Origin of the sequence: Cellulophaga lytica DSM 7489 (genome assembly GCF_000190595.1) — a bacterium.
Classification (GTDB): Bacteria; Bacteroidota; Bacteroidia; order Flavobacteriales; family Flavobacteriaceae; genus Cellulophaga; species Cellulophaga lytica.
Map to the genome: position 1 here is coordinate 3,032,388 of NC_015167.1, position 22,383 is coordinate 3,054,770.

Consider the following 22,383-nt stretch of genomic DNA (forward strand, 5'->3'; position numbering starts at 1 on the left):
AATGAATACGGATAATAAAATGGACCTTAAATTAATTATTAATTCGTATCTCAAACATTGGAAATGGTTTGCTGTAGCAATTATAATAGCTACAGTATTAGCTTTTTTTAAGATTAGATACTCCATCCCTGAGTATAATGCCACAGCTAAAATTAAAATTGTAGAAGATAACACGAAATCTTCTGAGTTAAGTGCTTTTCAGGATTTAGATATTTTATCTGGCGGAAAGAATAACGTTGAAGATGAAATTGAGTCTATTGTATCCAGATCAAATTTTATGCAGGTTGTAAAAAGACTTGGTTTAAATATAAAAATAGAAACCATTGGAAATGTTATTGATACAGAAGTTTATCAATCGCCTTACCCTTTTTCATTAGAGTTTAAAAGTTTAGATTCGGTTCTTTATAAACAAAAGGGTAGTTTTTTAATAAAAATAGTATCTGATACTAAAATTGGATTTACAGAATCTGAAGATGAACCATCAAAGACAATAGAACTTGATACTACCATTCATACAGAAATTGGAGATATAGTTATTTCACCTAAAAAAGATATTATTAACAATTATATAGGTACAAAGTATAGAGTTACTGTACTACCTATTGAGGATGTGGCTGGTATTTATAAAAAGAAAGTAAATATTAATCAAATAGGTAAAAAATCTAGCATACTTAACTTAAGTATTAATAGTACTAATCCTGAGAAGGGAAGAGATATATTAAATACGTTGATTATGACGTATAATGATAATGCAATTGCAAATCAAAAATATTTAGCAGATAAAACTTCCGAATTTATAAATAATAGAATCTCTAAAATATATTCTAGTTTAACAGAGATAGATTCTACTGCAGAAAACTTTATGGAAGGAAGAGGAATTACAGATATTGCTTCTCAGTCTAATCTAAATATGAATATCAGTGCACAAAGCGAACAAGAATTACAAGCAACCACTGTTCAGTTAAATATTGCTGAATCTATGGTGAATTCTATATCTAATGAATCTGGATATGGTTTAATTGTTTCAAATTTAGATAATAATGCTGTACAAGGTACTGTTGGTAGTTATAATCAATTGGCTATGCAACGTAAAAGGTTGTTGGAGAGTACAGGAGAATCTCACCCAGATGTTATTCAGCTTACACAACAAATGAATAGTATGAAAAGCAACATTGTATCTAATTTAAAAAGTGTTGTAAGTAATTATAGTGTTAGAGCAAATAACTTGAGTAAGCAATTGGCAAAATCTAATTCAAGATTGTATTCTACAGCAGGAAATTCTAGAGCATTAAATGAAATTTCTAGAGATCAAGATAATATGGCTGCTTTGTATCAGTACTTGATTAGAAAAAGAGAAGAAGCGCAAATTAAAGCGGCATCTACAAGCCCTAAATGTGAGATTATTGATGCGGCTTATAATCCTACAAAATTTCCTGTTTCGCCTAAAAAACCTGTAATTTTATTAGCTTTTTTAATAATAGGGATGCTAGTGCCATTTTCAGTTATTTATGCTAAAGATTTATTAGATAACAAAATTCATAATAAATTAGATTTAGAAAAGTTAGTAGGTTCTACCCCTGTTTTGGCAGAAATACCAAGTATGGGTAAAAATGCATCATTAGTAAAGAAAAATGATAGATCAGTTTTAGCAGAATCTTTTAGAATTCTAAGAACCAATATAGACTATCTTATTCAGTCAAAAACTAATGGGAAGAAAAATAATGTAATTTATGTTACATCTAGTGTATCTGGAGAAGGTAAAACTTTTTTAGCATCTAACTTAGCACTAATATTTGCTAATACGGGTAAAAAAGTATTGTTGGTAGGTGCAGATATTAGAAACCCCAAATTATATACATTTTTTGATGCTTCAGAAGAAAAAGGAAATAAACGTACTAAAAATACAGGTTTAACAGAGTACCTTACTTCTGATATTAAAATAAAGGATATTGTAAAGTCAACAGTTTATGGTGAAACTGAATTAGATATTATTTACTCTGGTAAAATTCCACCTAACCCAGCAGAATTATTGATGAGCAGTAAAATGGAATCATTATTAAAAGAAGTATCTGAAACTTATGATTACGTAATTGTAGATACTGCTCCTATGGTTGTAGTTACAGATACATTATTGATAAGTAAGTATGCAGATCAGTTGCTATATGTTACCAGAGCTGGTTCTACAGAAAATAAGGTTATTCAGCACCCTATACACTTAAAAGAAGAAGGTAAAATTAGTAATCTAAGCTTTATAGTTAATGATGTGCCAGAAGCAGATTTAGGCTATGGAGGTAAGTATGGCTATGGTTATGGAGTAAATAAAAAACGTTGGTGGCATTTATTTAAAAAATAATGTTACCAAGAATATTAAATTAAAAAGTCCTAGTGAAAAACTGGGACTTTTTTTTAACCAAAATTGTAATTGGTATTTTCTATAATAGGTTTTAGTAACTCTATTGTTTTATGCGGGAGCTTGATTTCTTTTAAGACTTTTAATTGTCTTATGTTATGTACATCAGACCCTATAAAGTTATACATTTTATTGTCTAGTAGTTTTAAAGCTGCTTTGTGCACATCTGGACCGTAATAATTACATAAAGACAATAGGTTTAATTGAAAAAAAGTACCAAGCTCTTTATAATAGTTATAATCTTTAAATTTATTATGTGCAAACGCATAGCGTTCTGGGTGAGCTAAAATAGGGGATAAAGGTAGTTTATTTAACTTCTGAACAGCTTGTTTTAAATTAATTGACTCTTGTAGAAAAGACATTTCAATTAAAATATAGTCATTATTTAAAGACATATACTCTTTAGAGTCTATAAGCTCTTCAAAATAGGGGTCTACCATATGCTCCGCAGCAATATCTATTGTAAAGTCGTTTATGTTTTTAGTTTTTAGTTCTTTTTGTAATGTAGCTAAAGAGGTTGTTATACTTTTTGAAGTATTTGGGTAGTAACCACTCATAATATGCGGTGTACATATAAATTTAGTTACACCAAAATCTTTAAAACCACTTAAAATTTCTAATGATTCTTCTGGTGTTTTTGCACCATCATCTATGCCAGGTAATATATGATTGTGTATATCTGTATACCCTTCTAGATAATCAACTAAAAAATATTTTTTACTAAAAAAATGAAACATAGTAATTTTACTTTTTTTTGTATTGCTAAAATTATATTTTTTTAACGTACTTGGTAATAATTACAATTTGTTGTCCGTCTACTTTGCCCTCTATATATTCTGCATTTTCATGATCTAAAGATACTCTACGTACAGCAGTTCCTCTTTTTGCCACCATACTAGAGCCTTTTACGGGTAAATCTTTAATTAATACAACACTATCGCCGGCGTTAATTATAACACCATTACTATCTCTGTGTACAATTTTATCTTCAGGATCTTCTCCTTCTCCAGTAGCTTTAGCCCATTCTAAATTATCTTCGTCTAAATACATCATATCTAGCAGGTCTTGTGGCCATCCTTCACTACGTAACCTACTTAGCATACGCCAAGCAATAATTTGTACAGGTATATGCTCACTCCACATACTATCATTTAAACATCTCCAGTGATTTGGTTCTGTTTGTTCTGGGTCTTCTATTTGAGTAATACAGGTACTGCAGGCTAGTATATTGTCTTGTAAATCACTATTTTTTGCAGGTAAAACTTGGTAAGGACTTAAGTTTTCTTCATTGGAGCAAAGTTCACATTTGTTTTGGCTTCTTTTTTTTAATTCTCTTTCGATGCTCATAAGGTATTTTATTATTAATTAGCGCCAAAAATACGTATAATGTTTGTTCTAAGCTTACTAAGTTTATAAGTTTAATTTAGACTTATTTTTATTTTATATCTACTGCCTATTTTTGCCTTTAGATCTTGTTTTTATTCTTAAATTTGTAACCTAAACCAAACCCATTTTTACTCTTGAAAGACACCTTAAAACATCGTGGTAAACGTAATCTTTTGGCTAACATTTTAATAGAAAAAGGTATTGAAGATACCAAAGTTATTGAAGCTATTAAAAAGGTTCCAAGACACTTGTTTTTGGATAGTAGTTTTGAAGATCATGCATACCAAGATAAAGCTTTTCCTATTGGTGCAGAGCAAACCATTTCTCAGCCTTATACTGTTGCTTTTCAGTCTCAATTGTTAGAAGTTAAGCAAAATGATGTAATACTAGAAATAGGTACAGGGAGCGGATACCAAACTGCAGTATTATTGCAATTAGGAGCTAGAGTTTATACTATTGAAAGACAATCTCAGTTGTTTAAAAAGAATAAATTATTTTTTCCTAAAATGGGGATTAGACCCAAAAAAGCAATTTTAGGAGATGGCTACAAAGGATATCCAGAGGAAGCTCCTTTTGATGGTATAATAGTTACAGCTGGCGCGCCTATAGTGCCAAAACCGTTACTTGCACAACTTAAAATAGGAGGTAGGTTAGTTATACCAGTTGGTGTAGAAGATCAAATAATGACGTTGTTTGTACGTAAATCTGAGCTAGAGTTTGAGAAACAAGAATTTGGATCTTTTAAATTTGTACCGCTTTTAGAAAATAAAAACTAGTTATTAAAACTCTTTTTTATTCTATCTAAATTTCTCTTGTTGTCTCTATCTTTAATAGAGTCTCTTTTATCATGTAGTTTTTTACCTTTAGCTAAAGCAATGTTTATTTTTGCTAAACCTTTATCATTTAAAAACATATTTAACGGTACAATTGTTAAACCAGTATTTTTAACTTCTTTCTCTAGTTTTTTAAGCTCTCCTCTGTTAAGTAGTAATTTACGAGATGCTTTTGGTTGGTGGTTGTAATGAGATCCGTGAGAGTATTCATCTACTTGCATATTAATTATAAAAAGTTCGTTTCTGTCATTAAATTCACAAAAACTTTCTGTTATAGAGGCTTTACCTTCTCTTATAGATTTTATTTCTGTACCAGACAAAACTAAGCCAGCTGTATAAGTATCAATTAGTTCATACTCAAACCTAGCTCTTTTATTTTTAATATTGATTTTTTTCTGCATCATAGAGTGCAAAAATAGAATATTTTAAACCAACTTTGTAAAGATTTTAAAAGCATTACAACTAATGCACAAAAGATTTTATTTTATGATTAAAAAAAGTATGTTTTTCTTATTACTGATTGCTTTTGCAGCGTGTAAGAATGAAAAAAAAGTAGCAATTAGCGCACAAAGTATTGTAGATAACGCCATAGCCGTTTCTGGAGATAGCTTGTATAAAACTAAAAAGATGTCTTTTGATTTTAGAAATAAAAAGTATGTTTTATTGCAAGAAAATGGCAAGCGTATAATGAAACGTATTTTTAAACAAGATTCTACAATTGTTACAGATGTAAAGGCTGCTAAGTTTACACGTTTAGTAAACGATAGTGTTGTTGCAGTTGCAGATTCTACTGCTCGTAAATATGATAATGCTATTAATTCAGTTTTTTACTTTGCTCTTTTACCTTATGGTTTAAATGATGCCGCTGTTAAAAAAGAATATTTAGGAGAAGTTACAATTAAAAGTAAGCAGTACTATAAAGTTAAAGTTACTTTTAGTGAGGCAAATGGTGGTGATGATTTTGAGGATACTTATTTGTATTGGTTTAATAAGGAAACAGCAAAACCAGATTATTTAGCGTATAAGTTTTTTGTAAATGATGGTGGTATGCGTTTTAGAGTAGCTTATAATGAGCGTTATGTAAACGGAATTAGGTTTGTAGATTATGAAAACTACAAACCTAAATCTGAATCTATGAATATTTTACAGATAGATAAAATGTTCCAGAATAATGAGTTGGAATTGTTATCTAAAATAGAGTTAGATAATATTATTGTCTACTAATATCTAAATTAAGTTTAATAGCAGTGGCTTGTGTGCCAATTATTGTTACTACAAATAAGCCACTGTTATCATAGTCATCAATTTGTTCAAATTTTTCTTCGCCAATTATAGCATTTACAAATTTAGGAATAGTATTACTGTGGCCTACAACTAAAACTTTTTTACCATAATTATCTGTTACAAATTGCTGTGGTTCTATAGTAGTTGGGTCATAACTGGTAACAGAAATTCCTTTTTGTACAGATGTAGGGGCAGCTGTCATTTGTGTTCTTTGGTAATCTGTAGAGTAAATAGCTTCTAATGCAACAGGCTCAAAAACCTTTGCCCAAAATATAGATCTACCTAAGCCTTCTTGAGATAATTCTGGATCTTGATTTTCAGAATTTGATCTATCCTTTTCTGCGTGCCTAATAAAATAAAAAGTAGAGACAGTATTGTTTATTTCTTCATCTGTGGCATTATTTTTATCGTTTTTACACGCTAGTGTTACAGTAAAAAGTAAGACTAAAAGAATAGGTTTTAAAAATTTCATCTGTGTACTAATTTATTTTGATGTTGTTGTATATAATATAACTTACTTTTTGTAAAAAAAGTATACAATAATGGTATTTGTAATGCCTTTTATTTTACTAAAAATAGTAGTTTATAAGTATTATAGTTTAACCTCTTTTTCTATAAGATGATTAATGTAGTTTACAGTGTTTAAAAGATACTTTCGGTCTTGTGTTATTGTTGCCATTGCAACAGAACCTTGTAGCATTGTATACAGTTGCTTAGCAAATTGTAATGGAGTTACAGGTAGCTTTAATTCGTTATTATTAACACCCGTTTCTAAAACAGCAGCAATTTTACCTTCTATAGTGCGTACAATTTCTTTAGCGGCACTAGAAAGTGTTTTGTTGTTGTATTCTGCGTCTACACCAACATTTATTATTGGGCAACCTCCCATATCTAATGTAAAAACAGCATATTGTCTATAAAAACTAGTAAGGTTGTATATTTTGTCTAAAGATGTTCCTTCTATATTTAGGCGTTCATCAATTTTATTTAAAAGTTTAGTAGTGTTATAGTTAAAAGCGGCTAAAGCAATTTCTTCTTTATTTTTAAAATTACCATATAAAGCGCCTTTTGTTAGGCCTGTTGCATTTGTAATATCACTCATACTTGTACCAACATAGCCTTGTTTGCTAAATATTGGCGCAGAAGTTTTAATGATAAATTCTTTGGTTTTTTCTGCCTTGGTGGACATATGCTATTTGTTGTTTCTACGAATATATAAAATCTATAAAATAGAACCATAAAAAAAGCTTCCATAAAGGAAGCTTTTTTGCTTTTATTATTAAATTATATTAATTATTGTTTCTAAATACCAATTTATCATCAAAACTATCTATTAAAACAATGCTATCTGTGGTAATATTGCCAGATAATATTTCTTTAGATAAATTATTAAGTACTTCTTTTTGTATTATACGTTTTACAGGTCTTGCACCATATTGCGGATCATAGCCTTTTAATGCTAAAAAGCCAACAGCCTCATCTGTAGCATCTATTGTAATATTTTGCTCGGCAACAAGTTTTTTAAGCGCGTTTAATTGTAAACGTACAATTTTTTTAATGTTATCCTTAGATAACGGTGTAAACATAACAATGTCATCAATTCTGTTTAAAAACTCTGGTCTAATACTTGCTTTTAGCAAGCCTAATACATCTGTTTTAGCTGCTTCAGTAGCTATTGTAGCATCTTTATGTGTGTTAAAACTTTCTTGTATTATACTGCTTCCCATATTACTTGTCATAATAATAATGGTGTTTTTAAAATCTGCAACACGACCCTTGTTGTCTGTTAATCTACCTTCATCTAAAACCTGTAGTAAAATATTAAAAGTATCTGGATGTGCCTTTTCAATTTCATCTAATAAAATAACAGAGTAAGGTCTACGTCTTACAGCTTCTGTTAATTGTCCGCCTTCATCATAACCAACATACCCAGGAGGTGCACCAACCAATCTGCTTACAGAGTGGCGTTCTTGGTACTCACTCATATCAATTCTGGTTAAAGCATTTTCATCATCAAACAAGTAGGAAGCAAGTGTTTTAGCAAGTTCTGTTTTACCTACACCTGTTGTTCCTAAAAATAAGAATGAGCCTATTGGACGCTTAGCATCTTGTAAACCAGATCTACTTCTTCTAATAGCATTAGCTACAGCCTCTATAGCTTCTTCTTGCCCTACTACACGCTTGTGTAATACAGACTCTAAGTCTAATAGTTTTTCTCTTTCACTTTGTAGCATTTTTGTTACCGGTATACCGGTCCATTTAGCAACAACATCTGCAATGTCTTCATAGGTAACTTCTTCTTGTATTAAAGTACCATTACTTTGTTGCTCTGCAAGTGTGTTTTGTAGTTTTTCTAATGCTTCTTGGGCTTCTTTAATTTTACCGTATCTAATTTCAGCAACTTTACCATAATCACCGTTACGTTCTGCGCGTTCTGCCTCTAACTTATAATTTTCTATATCTTGTTTTACTTGTTGTATATTATCTACAACTGTTTTTTCACTATCCCATTTTGCAAAAATTTCATTACGTTCTTCTTTAATATTAGCAAGATCTACGTTTAAAATTTTTAGCTTATCCTTATCATTTTCTCTTTTAATAGCTTCAATTTCAATTTCTAATTGCATTATTTTACGGTCAAGAACGTCTAATTCTTCTGGCTTAGAATTAATTTCCATACGTAATTTTGCAGCAGCTTCATCCATTAAGTCAATAGCCTTATCCGGTAAAAATCTGTTTGTTATATAGCGTTGCGATAATTCTACGGCACCAATAACAGCTTCATCCTTAATGCGTACTTTGTGGTGTGCTTCGTATTTTTCTTTTATTCCTCTTAATATAGAAATAGAACTTTCTGTACTTGGTTCATCTACTATTACTTTTTGAAATCTACGCTCTAAGGCCTTGTCTTTCTCAAAATACTTTTGGTATTCGTCTAAAGTTGTAGCACCTATAGCACGTAATTCTCCACGTGCTAATGCAGGTTTAAGTATGTTTGCTGCATCCATAGCACCATCTCCGCCACCAGCACCAACTAGTGTATGTATTTCGTCAATAAATAATACAATTTCGCCATCTGCAGAGGTTACTTCTTTAATAACCGACTTTAAACGTTCTTCAAATTCACCTTTATATTTTGCACCAGCAATTAAGGCACCCATATCTAATGAGTATATAATTTTACCTTTTAAGTTTTCAGGAATATCTCCTTGAATAATACGGTGTGCAATACCTTCTGCAATTGCTGTTTTACCTACACCAGGCTCACCAACTAACATTGGATTGTTTTTTGTTCTACGAGATAAAATTTGCAAAACTCTTCGTATTTCTTCATCTCTCCCAATTACAGGGTCTAGTTTGCCTTCATCTGCTAATCTGTTTAAATTTTTAGCATATTTTTCAAGTGAATTGTAATTTTCTTCTGCACTTTGTGATGTAACATTGTTACCGTTTCTTAACTCTGCTATAGCTGCGTTTAAATCTTTTTCTGTTACCCCTTGATCTTTTAAGATCTGAGAAATTTTACTTTTAGATTTAAAAATAGCCAATAACAAATGTTCTGTAGACACGTATTCATCATTCATTTTTTTAGCTACTATTATAGCTTCGTTAACTGTTTTACCTGCTTCACGAGACATCATTATATCTGCGCCTGTTACTTTTGGTAAACTTTGCAATTCTTTGTCTACAATTTGTGTTAATAACGCAACATTTACATTTAGCTTTTTTAATATAAAAGGCATTACATTTTCATCTACTTTAATTAATGCTTTAAATAAATGTTCGTTTTCTATTTGTTGATTGCCAAGCTCCTGAGCTAGCAGTTGGGCTTGCTGCAAGGACTCTTGAGATTTTATTGTGAAATTATTAATGTTCATATATGTTGTATATTTTATAGTATTAGTATTTTTACGGAGTTAAAAACAATTACCTTACCAAAACAGTAATGCAGACAAAATGACTGTTTTTACGGGGTTTTGCAGGACATTTAGTCAGTTGTAAGGTTGTGTTTTTAGATCGACTTAACTATAAAATTAATATTTATAATGGGAATATTTACAGGTTTATTTGGTGGTAAGGAAGAAAATAAAAAAGAGGAAAAAGATTTACCTTGGATACCCTTAACTACTGTTGCGCAATTGCAGGATATTGAAGAAAAATCTAAAACAAAAACGCAGTTTATTTTTAAGCATTCTACCACTTGTGGTATTAGCCGTATGGTTATAAAAATGTTTAGAGATACATACAATTTTACAGAAGACCAAGCAGATTTATACTACTTAGATTTGTTGCAATACAGAGAAGTTTCTAATGAAACAGGGTATAAGTTTCAGGTAATTCATCAATCACCACAATTGTTGGTTGTAAAAAATGGAGTTGCGGTTGCTGATGCTTCTCACGGTTCTATAACAGACTTAGATTTAGAAAAATATTCATAAATAAAAACGCCCTTGCATTTGCAAGGGCGTTTTTATAATTACTTATTATTAGAACTTATGTCTTATAATAATGTTTTTTAAATTGGCCTTTAAACTTTCACCAGCATCATAAACCATTTGCTCGTTGGTAGGGAACTCCACAGATTTTAAGCTTAACATAGAAATTAAATCACTTGTTAAAGCTCTTTTATCACCTCTATAATTTGCGTAGTTGTGTTCAAAAACAAACTGACTAGCTAAAGGGTATGTATTTACTTGTTGCCTTGTATTTAAATCTATAAAGCTTACAACACCAGTTACTTGCGCAGACTTAGATTGTGTAAATTGGTAAAAATTACACCTTACAGTTTTAAATTTATCTGTTTTTACTTTGTTGCCATCTTCATCTACAACAACTTCACCATCTTTATCTAGTACATATTTGTAACCATCTTTAATTTGAGACTCTTTTACAAGTTCTTTTTCTCTAATCTGTTCTGGTGAAATATTTATTTCTCTAAAGTCTACTTCCATTTCATAATCATACTTAACAGTACTCATTGGTTGTGCGTGGTACTCTGTCCATAAATCATTTAAGCCATAGGTATTAAAGTTTAGTAAATCATCTTCTAAACGTACCGGAATAATTTTATCTGTACTATTTATAAGCTTTACTCTAACATAATCTATTCCTTTGTTGTGTGCTTCTTCAATTTTTATTCTGCTGTCTTCATAATTAGGACTCAACTCGTTTAGATAATTAAAATCATCATATGCTCTTCTGTAATCATCTTTGCTCACTGCGTTAGCAAGTAAATTACTAGCGTTACTATATAAATAGTCTGCTAACTGTTTTTTAGAAGACAATATTTTATCATTATAATTAACAATATTAAAATCTGCATTTCTGTTTTCATCTACTATCCTTAATGGTAGTAATGGCTTAATTTGTTCTTGTATATTTTTAAGTCGTGTGTAGGCATTAAAAATATTTTCGTAGTTAGCAGCGTTGCCGTCTTTCTTTAAAAAGGCAATATTACTTAATTCTCTTTCTGTATTTTTTTTAAATGCATCTTCTAATAATGAGATATATGGTTGGTTGCTTTTTTTAGTTTTATTAGAAGCTAAATTTTTAATAGAAGTTTGTATTACAGATAAATAGTTACCTGTATTTATTGCTTCTTGAGTCTTTTTAACTCCACTACAGGAGGCTAAAAAAATTGATACTGCGGTTAATAGTAAAATTTTTTTCATAACATCTAAATTTAATATTGTAGGTATGTTTTCAATAGTCGTGCCAACATACAAAAGAGAAAACGCTTACAGTGGTTAAATAGTATATTTTACAAGGGGTAATAGCGTAATATTTTTTTTGTTAGAATATAATTATGGTCTAATATTTTGATTAATAGTATAATTATTGAGCAAAAAAAATTCCCTTTAAAAGGGAATTTTTTAAATGTATATGTAAATTATTTAATGGATATTGCAGGTAGTAATTTAGTAGAAACTTCTCCAAAACCAATACGCACACCGTCTTTTTTACAATAACCTCTTAAGGTAACAGTGTCATTATCTTGTATAAATTTTCTGGTTTCTCCGTTAGATAATTCTACTGGTTTAGTTCCTTGCCAAGACAACTCTAGCATAGATCCGTAAGAGTCTGGAGTTGGACCAGATATGGTTCCGCTTCCCATCATATCACCACTATTAACCTTGCAACCATTTATGGTGTGGTGTGCAAGTTGTTGAGCCATTGTCCAGTACATGTATTTAAAATTAGATTTAGAAACAGTAGTAGGTTCTCCATTTTCTGGTGTAATATCTACTTCTAAATTAATATCAAAAGATTTATCTCCTGTTTGTTGTAAATAGGGTAGTGGTTTAGGTTCTTGTGCAGGGCTCGCTGTTCTAAAAGGTTCTAAAGCATCTAATGTAACTATCCACGGAGAAATTGAAGAAGCAAAGTTTTTAGCTAAAAACGGGCCTAGAGGTACATATTCCCATTTTTGAATATCTCTGGCACTCCAATCATTAAATACTACCATGCCAAAAATATAATCTTCGGCTTCATCAACAGGTATAGGTTCACCTAATAGGTTAGCGTCTGTAGTAATAAAAGCAGTCTCTAGTTCAAAATCTACTAATTTTGATGGGCCAAATACAGGAGTTTCTTCACCCTTAGGTAATGTTTGTCCGTTTGGTCTATGTACAGGAGTGCCACTTGGTATAATTGTAGAGCTTCTGCCGTGGTAACCAACAGGTATATGCAACCAATTTGGTAATAAAGCATTGTTAGGGTCTCTAAACATTGTACCAACATTAGTAGCATGTTCCTTACTAGAGTAAAAATCTGTGTAATCACCAATTTGTACAGGTAATTGCATTTCTACCTCATTCATAGTAAAAAGTACAATTTTTTTGTGCTCTTCATTATTTTGTAATGCAGGATTGTTAATATCAAAAATTTCGCTAATTCTGTTACGAACCAAGCGCCATGTTTTTTTACCGTCTGATATAAAATCATTTAAAGAATCTTGTAAAAAAATATCATCTGTTAACGGTATACCATCAAAATACCCTAATTGGTGCAGAGCACCTAAATCTATTGCATAGTCTCCTATACGAGTACCTATGGTAATAATATCGTCCCTGGTTAAAAATACACCAAAAGGAATATTCTGAATTGGAAAGTCTGAAGTAGAATCAACAGAAATCCAAGATTTTTTTGAAGGATCGTTAGTTTTTATAGGCATATTGTACGTGTTAATTTTTTTTTGATAAATTTCTTTTCAAATATATTATTTTCTTCTGATTAAAGAATCTCAATTTGTATTTTTACACTTTATTAACGCAATAAAATATCTATGCAACGCGATAACCAAATTTTTGATTTAATTAATGACGAAAAACAACGTCAATTAGAAGGAATAGAATTAATAGCTTCAGAGAATTTTACAAGTCCACAAGTTATGGAGGCAGCAGGTTCTGTGCTTACCAATAAATATGCAGAAGGTTATCCTGGAAAGCGTTATTATGGTGGTTGTGAGGTTGTTGATGAAATTGAGCAATTAGCAATAGATAGAGCAAAAGAGCTTTTTGGAGCAGAATATGTAAACGTGCAGCCACACTCGGGGTCACAGGCAAATGCATCTGTATATCATGCGTGCTTAAAGCCTGGAGATACTATTTTAGGTTTTGATTTATCTCATGGAGGGCATTTAACTCACGGATCTCCTGTAAACTTTTCTGGGCGTTTGTATAATCCGGTTTTTTATGGAGTAGAAGAAGAAACAGGAGTTTTAAACTATGATAAAATACAAGAAATAGCAACTAAAGAAAAGCCTAAAATGATTATTGCAGGTGCTTCTGCTTACTCTAGAGATATAGATTTTGAGCGTTTTAGAGTTATTGCAGATAGTGTTGGTGCTTTATTGTTAGCAGATATTTCGCATCCGGCAGGTTTAATTGCAAAGGGTATATTAAATGACCCAATGCCACATTGCCACATTGTTACTACTACTACGCACAAAACATTACGTGGTCCTAGAGGAGGAATGATTATGATGGGGAAAGATTTTGAAAATCCTTTTGGGATAAAACTTAAAAATGGAAATTTACGTAAGATGTCTGCTTTATTAGATTTAGCAGTTTTTCCTGGTAACCAAGGCGGACCATTAGAGCATATTATTGCAGCCAAAGCTGTAGCTTTTGGAGAAGCTTTAACAGATGAGTATTTGCATTATATGATTCAGGTTAAGAAAAACGCAGCAGCTATGGCAGCAGCTTTTGTTAAAAAAGATTATAAAATAATTTCTGGAGGTACAGATAACCATATGATGCTTATTGACCTAAGAAATAAAAATATAACAGGTAAGGACGCAGAAAATGCTTTAGTTAAAGCAGATATTACAGCAAATAAAAATATGGTTCCTTTTGATGATAAATCTCCTTTTGTAACTTCAGGAATCCGTTTTGGAACTGCGGCTATTACAACACGTGGTTTAAAAGAAGATGATATGCAAACTATTGTAGATTTTGTAGATGCTGTAATTAATAGCCCAGAAGATGAAGAGGTTATTTTAAATGTTAGAGAAAAAGTAAATGCTCTAATGGAAGGTAGAGCATTGTTTAATTAATAGTAAACTTATAATAACCGTTAAAAAAATGGAAAACCTATACAGGTTTTCCATTTTTTATATATGATCTATCATAAACAGATCACCTCTATTAGTGCTGTTGTTGCGCACATCATAAATAACGGCATCTTCTTCAGACTCATAATAAAGTCCCCAGAATCCAAAGTAAGATTTTTCAGTTATATTGGTTAAGCTTATATTATCTTCAGATAAAATTGGCAAATGTATTTCTGTAGGTAATTCTAAATTTTCAGTCATTAAACATTCTACATTAGTAACTAACGTATCTAAAATGGCATCTAAGCTATTAACTATACTATTGTTGCATACTTTACTTATAATTACAGATGTATCTGCTAAATAAATAGCACATTCAGCTATATCTACAAATTGTTCTGTATTACACCTTAACTTTTCTAAACTTTTGTAAAATTGCTCTAATCTAGATGAGTTTACATCTAATTTATCTTTTAACCAATTAGAGTTGTTGTAAAAACACACACCTTCTGATAGCCAAAAGTTAGATTGGAACTCAATACCTATTTCAAAAGCATCTGGTTTATTGTTTAAGATCCTAATAAGAACTCTAGAAAAATATGCTTTTTCTAGTTCGTTTCTAAAAATTTCTAGTTGTTCTAATATACACTCTGGGACATTATTAGAATAACGTATATCATTGTATTGCGATGGGTTAGACATCATAGTATCAATTGTAGGTGGTTATACTTACTACAAAGCTATGATGATTTTTTGAGTTTGGATTATACGTAAACCTTGGATTTTTTGAGGTTATTATCTTAAATGGGCAAAAAAATGTTAAAGTTTTTAACAGCGTAAGTTGCTACTTACATTCTTTTAAATAAAGCCCCTCCTTTTTGCCTCGTTAATTAAGGCAAGGTCATTTTCGTTTTCAATATCAAAAATAAATTTAAGTTTACGCTTTCTGGTTTCTATACCTGTTACAGATAAATTAACGTAATCTACTAAGTCTTTTGTTTTAATTCCTAATGATAAACGATATAGTATTTCTTTATCATCTTCATTAATCATTATATTGTTAGTCATTGTTTTTCTAAAAACATCAATGGCAGATTTAGAATAGTATGTACTATCATTTAAAACATTATCTAACGCTTTTTCAATCACTTCTTCATTAACTTCTGTTTTAACAATGTAGCCATCTGGGTTTACAGAAGAAAATATATTACTAATTCGCAAACTGTCGCTAAATGAAGATTGAAATATTATTTTTGTTTTAGGAGATATCTCTCTTAAAAGCATTCCTAAATGTTCTCCAGTTTTGTTTCCATCAATATTTTCTTTGTCTGGTTTTTCAATTTGTATGTCTAAAAATGCAACATCAAAAATATTACTTTCAATTATTTTTTTAGCCTCTTGGTAGCTATTTGCGGTGGTTAAGTTAATATTATATTTAGCTGGGTTTATATCTGCAAATGTATACTGGTATCCTTTTAGTATAAGTTGATGATCATCAACAGCTAATATTTTTAGGGTTCGCATATTTTGTTAAACTTTGATCTGGTTTATGAATTAAATACTTTTTTATCTTCTACAGGTATGGTAATGTAGATTTTTGTTCCTTCACCAATTTTACTCTCTATATTAACGTTTGCATTAATTTTATTAGCTCTAGAGTAAATATTTTTAAGTCCAATACCTCTTTTTTTCTTTTGGAGGTTAAAACCTACACCATCATCAGATAAAATTACTGATAAATTTGAATTCTTCATACTTAAATCTAATAAAATGTTTTCTGCTTTAGAATATTTTACACAGTTTTGTACACCTTCTTGTATTATTCTATATAGGTTAATTTTAATTTCTGCATTTAAGTAATCCCAATCTATTTTTTTATCAAACGTAAAGCTTGTTTTTATATTTGATGCTTTACTGGTATTGTGTAAAAGTTCTATAATAGAATTTGTAAAGTTTTGCATTTTTTTGGATGATGCAGCACTTAATGTATGTGATATTGTTCTAATTTCTTCTGCTGTTTCTTGTAATTGCTTTATAAGATCTAAACGCTCTGCAATTGCTTCTTCATCTGCTCTTTTATTTGTGGCTTTTAAAATTAAACCTATACCAGTTAAGCTGCCAAGTACACCATCATGTAACTCCTGAGATATGCGTAGTTGCTCTTCTTGTTTGGCTTGTGCAAGTTTTCCTTTTTGATCTAACATTAAGTTAAATGTTTCTAAGTTGGTTTCTTGCTGTTCTTGTTCAAATTTTAATTTCTGATTTTTTATATACTGACTACCAATTATAAAAATAGCAAAAGCCAATAGGAGGGCACCAATTACAAAAGATATTAGAATTTGTTTTTGTTCTTCTAATTCTTCTTTTTCTTCAATTACCTCGTCAGTTTCATATTTAATACGAGTAAATTTATCTTGTATCATACGCTCCTCTGCAATTAAGCTATCATTTAAAACAATATATTTATGAGCATAGTTACTTGCATTTATGGGGTCTATAGATGTTAAAATGTCATATGCTTGTAATAATCGTTTATTGTTTTTGTTTGCTAAGGAATACTCTTCAGATTTTTTAGCGTTTTCTAACGCTTTAGAAGTATCCTTTTTTAAAATGTAAAACTCCGCTAAATTATAATGACTAATAGCTAATCCTGTGTTGTCTCCTAAGCTATCTCTAATTTGTAAGGCGCGTATTAATTGTTTTTCTACATTAATTGTATCTTTAATTTTTAACTTAGTATAGGCTAGGTTGTCTAAAACTTTAGCGTAGAATAATGCTTTTTTTTCATACAAACTGTCTACGGCTAACACTTTTTCATAGTTTTCTATTGCATTATCATAATCTTCTTTATCTCTATATACATTAGCAATATTGTTTACTAAGGTTGTATTTATTTTACTTTTAGGTTTAATCTTTTTGTAATATTCTAGTGCTTTATTATAGTACTCTAAAGCTCTATCATGTTCTTTTAGTGCATTAGTAACTGATCCTAAATTGTTGTATGAACTATATAGTTCTAAATCTGAGTCTTCAACATCATCAAATAATTCAATAGCTTTTATGGTAGATATTTCACTACCTCTATAATCTTTTACATGTGATTGTAAAATAGAGAGTGATTGAAGAACTGTACCTTCTTTTTTCTTCTTTTTTTGAAGAGCAAAAATGTTTTGTGCTTTTAAGTAGTAAACGTAACTACTGTCTACTTTTAATTTTTCGTGGAAAAAATATCCCAGATCCCAATAAGCATAAGCTAATAATGTAGAGTCTTTTTGTTTTAGAGATAACTCCATTACTTTTTTATTGGTTTCTCTAAAATTTAAGGAGTCGTCTTGTGTTAAATAAGTGTATGCAAGTGAGTGTAGTTGTCTTCTGTAAACAGAATCCTTTTTATGTTGCAAAAGGTTTGTAGTATCTTTTGTTTTTTGTTGATGCTTTGTAACTTCTACAAGCTGTTGCTTCTCCTTTTTTTGATTACAAGAAAATAGTAATACCGTAATAATAAGTAGCGTATATAATTTTTGCACGTAGATTGGGTTTTTAAATACCCCAAGGTATAAAAAAAGCCTTAAATGTTAAATTTAAGGCTTTAAAATATTTTTATTTTTTTTAAAGTTTTTAGTCTACTGCACCACCACTACCTTTTGGCAATTCAACTTCATCGTCATCAGTACTAACTTCACCACCACTACCTTTTGGCAATTCAACTTCATCATCATCAGTACCAACTTCACCGCCGCTACCTTTTGGAAATTCAACTTCATCATCATCAGTACTAACTTCACCGCCGCTACCTTTTGGCAATTCAACTTCATCGTCATCAGTACCAACTTCACCGCCACTACCTTTTGGAAATTCAACTTCATCATCATCAGTAGCATTAATATTTTCATATAAAGCGTCATCAGATGCACTGTCTACATCACAAGAGAATAATAATAGGCTAAAGATAAATAATACAAGTAGGTTAATTAAATTTTTCATAATCATTTTTTTTGGTTAAATATATTTTTATTGCTTTGCTAAAGTATAATTATTTACTGTCTGTATAAGTAAGAAATTATATCTATTAGTGTAAGTCATATATCTGTTAGTGTTTGGGGTGGTTTTGTTAGTTTTTGTTCAATTCTGAGTAGAAATTGTATTTTTGCTTATCTTATTTTTAATAATATCTATTTTTTGTTTGTATGATTTTGAGAATGGTAGTTTAACATCGCTCTTTTTAATAACGCAGACATTTTTACCATAATTAATGCCAGATACATATGTGCTATTTATAATGTAACTTTGATGAATTCTTATAAAGTTTTCAGGTAGTTTGTTTTCAAAAGTCTTAAGAGTTTTAAAGGCGCTTACTTTTTTACCACTATTAAGGTATATATCTGTAGCATTATTGTCTGCTTTAAGGTATAATATATCTGATGTTTCTATGTATTGGTAATCTTTATATGATTGAAGGCATAATGTTGGTGAAGTTTCTTTTTTGGGAGTTTGCTTTCTAATTTTAAAAACAGCTTTTCTAATATCAAACTCATTATATGGTAGCAACCAATAATCAAAAAAACCATTTTTGATTGCCTCATACGCATATTCTTTATTTTTGCTTACACCTATAATTAAAGGAATTTGATTTATGTATTGATGTAAATCTGAAACCATTTGAAAATACTCTAAAGCATTTTTTTGAAGATCTATAAAAATGATGTCGGGACCATACTTAAGTATACTGTTTAATGCAGTATTAGAATTTTCTGAAATATTTACGCACATAAAATCCTTGTACTCTTCTAAATAATACTGAAGCTGTAAATTAGAAGAAGCAGAGTTTCCTATAATTGTATATGAATAATTCATTGCAAATGTTCTCTTGTATAAAATTACATATACATAAGCAATATTGATTATAGGTAAACCTCTAATTTTTTGTGGTTTTAAGTGTTAAAATGTTCGTTTTCTTGCTAATTAGATGTATTATCTTACAAACAGAAAAGAAAATGAATTAGCTTATTGTTTTATCTGTATTTCTAACCTCTATTATTTGTAGTTTATATATAAGATTAGTTTTGATGTGTTTTTAAGGATAGCTGTAGAAGTAAATTAGAAACTAAATTTACATGTAAGTAGTTTAGAGGGTACTTTTTTATATTATCCTTATACGTGTAATTACTTAGTAAGTTATGAGAGCTTTTGTATATAAAGCTGATGTGTATACTTATGAATAAAAAAAAAGGTATCATATTATTTTGTTACTTATTTAAGTTAATAAATAAGGCCATATATAATAAGGTATAAAAGTTGCTAAAATAATAGCATATTAGTCAATAAAAATATTCTTTATTTTTTCAGATACACGAATAGGGCGTAAGCTTTTAGAGTTTAAGAGGCACCATTCTGTTTTAGATTTTAGTATAAGTTTATTGGTTTTTGCATTTTTCATTTCTACAATACGTATAGATATGGCTCCCTCTGATTTTTTTATATAGGTTTTTAATTCAATAACATCATTTAATACCGCAGCAGATTTGTATTCTAAATAGTGAGTGCTAACTACCCACATATGGTTGTCTTGGACCTCTTTACTTGCAGAGGCTTGCCAATGTTCTTTAGATATATCTTGTACCCATTGCAAATACCTGACATTATTAACGTGATTTAAATCATCTAAATCATCCTTAGTTACGGTAATAGTTTTGTGATATACTTTCAAACGTTATTTTTTTATAAGGGCAACTTCAAACATTTTATCCCAGTTTTTACCAGTAACAAAAAACGTTTTTGTTGTAGGGTTGTAAGCAATACCATTTAAAACATCTACATTATCAGTTTTGGTAACTTTATCCTTTAAACCGTTAAAGTTAATTATGCCTTCTACTATACCACTGTTTGGATTTATTATAACTGCTACATCTTGCCCAGATTGCCAAGTATTAGCATAAATTTTTCCATCTACATATTCTAGCTCATTAATTTTAATTAGTTTTTTACTATTTGTGTACACTTCAATAGCACTTTCCTCTATTAAAGTTTCTGCATTTAGTGTCCAAATTTTTTCAGAACCATCACTCTTATATAGTTTTTCACCATCATTACAAAATCCCCAGCCTTCTTTACTTTTTCCGTATGTAAATTGATCTATTTCTTTAAAAGTATCTGCGTTGTAAACAAAACCAATATTACTTTGCCATGTTAAATGGTATATTTTGTTGTCTAAAATAGTAATGCCTTCTCCAAACTGAGTATCCTTTAATTTGTGCTCTTTAAAAATAGTACCAGTTTTATAATCTAACTTTACTAAAACAGATTTTCCTCTTTTACCAGTACTTTCATACAAGGTGTCTTTATAAAACTCCAGACCCTGTGTAAAGTAGTTTGGGTTATGCGGATATTCATTTAAAATTTCATAAGTGTATATACTAGGAGCGGTACTTGCAAACACGGTTATTTTTTTTGAAACTTCTACAACGGTATCATCATCATAGGTAATTTCTGCTGTAACAGTTTTTTTTCCAACTTTTTCTGTTTTTAAGACTAATTTATTGTCTTTAACATCAACTTTTTCACCATCTAAAGTATACGAAACGGCATTAATAGTTTTGTTTTTTTTGTTTTTTACAGTAATATCTACAGTTTCATTTTGATGAAATTTTGCTTTTTTACCGGTTATTTGTATTTCAAATAACTTAGAAGCAGGTGTATTTGCTCCTCCACAAGAAATTAATAATATTGTTATTGCGCTGTAAGTTAAAAACTTAAGTGTTTTCATAATAATGGTATTAGTATTAGCAAGGTATTTAATTAAAATTAGAATGAAAAATGATTGCGAAAAATTTAAAAGATTGTATATTTGCACCCGGCAAGTCCTACACGACCAGCTCCTGCTTAATCCCCCAGGGTGGGAACGCAGCAAGGGTACGCGGTTGAGCGGTGCGATGTAGGTAGCTTGCCTTTTTTTATGCGCTAAATTTAGCAAAGCATAATTTCCACTATCCTTTATTTATTTGTTAATTTGCACTCGTAATTATTTTAATAATATGAGTAATAAAGTAGTCTTAATAACAGGCGGTTCTTCAGGTATAGGTAAATCTATAGGTATTTTTTTAACTGCTAAAGGCTATACTGTGTATGGTACTACACGTGACAAAGCTAAATATCCAAACTTTAATCATTTTAACTTAGTTAACCTAGACGTAAGAAATACAGAAACTATTAATGAAGCTGTATCTTATGTTATAGAGCAAGAAGGTCGTTTAGATGTTTTGGTTAATAATGCTGGTGTTGGTATTACTGGCCCAATAGAAGAAACTCCTAATCAAGAAATTATTAATGCTTTTGACGTTAATTTAAATGGCCCTATTCATGTCATGAAGGCTGTGTTACCGCAGATGAGAAAACAAAAAAACGGACTAATTATAAATATTACCTCTATTGCGGGTTATATGGGCTTGCCTTACAGAGGAATTTACTCTGCAAGTAAAGGAGCTCTGGAGCTTGTTGTAGAGGCAATGCGTATGGAGGTAAAAGATTTTGGTGTGCATATAACAACAGTGGCTCCAGGAGATTTTGCAACAAATATTGCTTCAGGTAGGTATCATGCCCCTCTTTTAGATTCTTCTCCTTATAAAAAACCATATGGTAATACATTAAATGTAATGAACGAGCACGTAGACTCTGGTAATGATCCAATACAGGTTGCAGAAATGGTTTTTAAAATTATGAATACTAAAAAACCTAAAGTGCATTACAGAGTAGGGGCTTTTATGCAGAAATTTTCATTGTTTTTAAAGAAAATTTTACCAGATAAAACATATGAAAAATTATTATTGAATCATTACAAATTGTAGTTTTGTAACAATTGTAAAATAGCAGATTAACTGTAAAACCATATTTACTTAAAACATAATTTTTAAAATAACAAA

Annotated in this window: 21 protein-coding genes and 1 other RNA gene; 7 read left to right on the top strand and 15 right to left on the bottom strand. The window is 30.2% G+C overall.

From position 1 onward, the window contains the following. Window position 1 precedes the first annotated feature (1 nt). A complete protein-coding gene (locus tag CELLY_RS13310; RefSeq protein WP_013622204.1) occupies window positions 2–2,353 on the top strand; it encodes a GumC family protein in 2,352 nt (783 codons plus the stop codon). A gap of 53 nt (window positions 2,354–2,406) precedes the next feature. Here the strand turns inward: CELLY_RS13310 and CELLY_RS13315 are convergent, their stop codons facing one another. Next, window positions 2,407–3,147, bottom strand: a complete 741-nt coding sequence (locus tag CELLY_RS13315; protein WP_013622205.1) for a tyrosine-protein phosphatase — start codon at window positions 3,145–3,147, stop codon at window positions 2,407–2,409. A 31-nt stretch (window positions 3,148–3,178) separates the two neighbouring features. Then, window positions 3,179–3,757 carry a PhnA domain-containing protein gene (locus CELLY_RS13320; protein ID WP_013622206.1) on the bottom strand — a complete coding sequence of 193 codons (579 nt, stop codon included), beginning with the start codon at window positions 3,755–3,757 and terminating at the stop codon, window positions 3,179–3,181. 173 nt (window positions 3,758–3,930) lie between these two features. Between CELLY_RS13320 and CELLY_RS13325 the strand changes: the two genes are divergently transcribed. After that, a complete protein-coding gene (locus CELLY_RS13325; RefSeq protein WP_013622207.1) occupies window positions 3,931–4,572 on the top strand; it encodes a protein-L-isoaspartate(D-aspartate) O-methyltransferase in 642 nt (213 codons plus the stop codon). Here CELLY_RS13325 and smpB read toward each other — a convergent pair. Beyond that, a complete protein-coding gene (gene smpB / locus CELLY_RS13330; protein WP_034644707.1) occupies window positions 4,569–5,030 on the bottom strand; it encodes an SsrA-binding protein SmpB in 462 nt (153 codons plus the stop codon). The two genes, CELLY_RS13325 and smpB, sit on opposite strands and share 4 nt — an antisense overlap. Window positions 5,031–5,115: 85 nt before the next feature. Between smpB and CELLY_RS13335 the strand changes: the two genes are divergently transcribed. Next, window positions 5,116–5,853: a DUF6503 family protein gene (locus tag CELLY_RS13335; protein WP_038507545.1), complete on the top strand. Its 738-nt coding sequence runs from the start codon at window positions 5,116–5,118 to the stop codon at window positions 5,851–5,853. Here the strand turns inward: CELLY_RS13335 and CELLY_RS13340 are convergent. From CELLY_RS13340 to clpB, 3 genes are all read right to left on the bottom strand, one after another. Continuing rightward, entirely contained in the window at window positions 5,840–6,385 is a 546-nt protein-coding gene (locus tag CELLY_RS13340) for a histidine phosphatase family protein (RefSeq protein WP_013622210.1), read from the bottom strand. The two genes, CELLY_RS13335 and CELLY_RS13340, sit on opposite strands and share 14 nt — an antisense overlap. A 120-nt stretch (window positions 6,386–6,505) precedes the next feature. Next, window positions 6,506–7,102 carry a TetR/AcrR family transcriptional regulator gene (locus CELLY_RS13345; RefSeq protein WP_013622211.1) on the bottom strand — a complete coding sequence of 199 codons (597 nt, stop codon included), beginning with the start codon at window positions 7,100–7,102 and terminating at the stop codon, window positions 6,506–6,508. 100 nt (window positions 7,103–7,202) lie between these two features. After that, window positions 7,203–9,791, bottom strand: coding sequence for an ATP-dependent chaperone ClpB (clpB, locus tag CELLY_RS13350; RefSeq protein ID WP_013622212.1), 2,589 nt, complete (start codon window positions 9,789–9,791; stop codon window positions 7,203–7,205). A gap of 168 nt (window positions 9,792–9,959) precedes the next feature. Here clpB and ytxJ point away from each other — a divergent pair, with 168 nt between their 5' ends. Further along, window positions 9,960–10,352 (top strand): bacillithiol system redox-active protein YtxJ, encoded by a 393-nt coding sequence (gene ytxJ / locus CELLY_RS13355; protein WP_013622213.1) that lies wholly within the window; start codon window positions 9,960–9,962, stop codon window positions 10,350–10,352. A gap of 48 nt (window positions 10,353–10,400) precedes the next feature. On the opposite strand, the gene CELLY_RS13360 is transcribed toward ytxJ, so the two are convergent. Next, window positions 10,401–11,585 carry a hypothetical protein gene (locus tag CELLY_RS13360; RefSeq protein ID WP_038506546.1) on the bottom strand — a complete coding sequence of 395 codons (1,185 nt, stop codon included), beginning with the start codon at window positions 11,583–11,585 and terminating at the stop codon, window positions 10,401–10,403. Between the two features lie 218 nt (window positions 11,586–11,803). Beyond that, window positions 11,804–13,087 carry a fumarylacetoacetase gene (gene fahA, locus CELLY_RS13365; RefSeq protein ID WP_013622215.1) on the bottom strand — a complete coding sequence of 428 codons (1,284 nt, stop codon included), beginning with the start codon at window positions 13,085–13,087 and terminating at the stop codon, window positions 11,804–11,806. A 111-nt stretch (window positions 13,088–13,198) separates the two neighbouring features. Between fahA and glyA the strand changes: the two genes are divergently transcribed. Then, window positions 13,199–14,470: a serine hydroxymethyltransferase gene (gene glyA / locus CELLY_RS13370; protein WP_013622216.1), complete on the top strand. Its 1,272-nt coding sequence runs from the start codon at window positions 13,199–13,201 to the stop codon at window positions 14,468–14,470. 57 nt (window positions 14,471–14,527) lie between these two features. Here the strand turns inward: glyA and CELLY_RS13375 are convergent, their stop codons facing one another. From CELLY_RS13375 to CELLY_RS13405, 7 genes are all read right to left on the bottom strand, one after another. After that, the gene (locus CELLY_RS13375) at window positions 14,528–15,172 is read right to left on the bottom strand and encodes a hypothetical protein (RefSeq protein ID WP_013622217.1); all 645 of its coding nucleotides are present in this window, start codon (window positions 15,170–15,172) and stop codon (window positions 14,528–14,530) included. A gap of 153 nt (window positions 15,173–15,325) precedes the next feature. After that, the gene (locus CELLY_RS13380; protein WP_013622218.1) at window positions 15,326–15,991 is read right to left on the bottom strand and encodes a response regulator; all 666 of its coding nucleotides are present in this window, start codon (window positions 15,989–15,991) and stop codon (window positions 15,326–15,328) included. A gap of 23 nt (window positions 15,992–16,014) precedes the next feature. Further along, a complete protein-coding gene (locus CELLY_RS13385) occupies window positions 16,015–17,994 on the bottom strand; it encodes a tetratricopeptide repeat-containing sensor histidine kinase (RefSeq protein WP_013622219.1) in 1,980 nt (659 codons plus the stop codon). 91 nt (window positions 17,995–18,085) lie between these two features. Next, entirely contained in the window at window positions 18,086–18,451 is a 366-nt protein-coding gene (locus CELLY_RS13390; protein ID WP_013622220.1) for a hypothetical protein, read from the bottom strand. A 138-nt stretch (window positions 18,452–18,589) separates the two neighbouring features. Then, window positions 18,590–19,321 (bottom strand): LytR/AlgR family response regulator transcription factor, encoded by a 732-nt coding sequence (locus tag CELLY_RS13395; RefSeq protein ID WP_013622221.1) that lies wholly within the window; start codon window positions 19,319–19,321, stop codon window positions 18,590–18,592. Window positions 19,322–19,781: 460 nt separating this feature from the next. Further along, window positions 19,782–20,174 (bottom strand): acyl-CoA thioesterase, encoded by a 393-nt coding sequence (locus CELLY_RS13400; protein ID WP_013622222.1) that lies wholly within the window; start codon window positions 20,172–20,174, stop codon window positions 19,782–19,784. A 3-nt stretch (window positions 20,175–20,177) separates the two neighbouring features. Further along, a complete protein-coding gene (locus CELLY_RS13405) occupies window positions 20,178–21,230 on the bottom strand; it encodes a glutaminyl-peptide cyclotransferase (protein ID WP_013622223.1) in 1,053 nt (350 codons plus the stop codon). 88 nt (window positions 21,231–21,318) lie between these two features. Between CELLY_RS13405 and ffs the strand changes: the two genes are divergently transcribed. Then, window positions 21,319–21,416: signal recognition particle sRNA small type (ffs, locus tag CELLY_RS16935), an RNA gene on the top strand. An 82-nt stretch (window positions 21,417–21,498) separates the two neighbouring features. Continuing rightward, complete coding sequence (locus CELLY_RS13410) at window positions 21,499–22,308, top strand: SDR family oxidoreductase (RefSeq protein WP_013622224.1); 810 nt, start codon at window positions 21,499–21,501, stop codon at window positions 22,306–22,308. Window positions 22,309–22,383 lie beyond the last annotated feature (75 nt).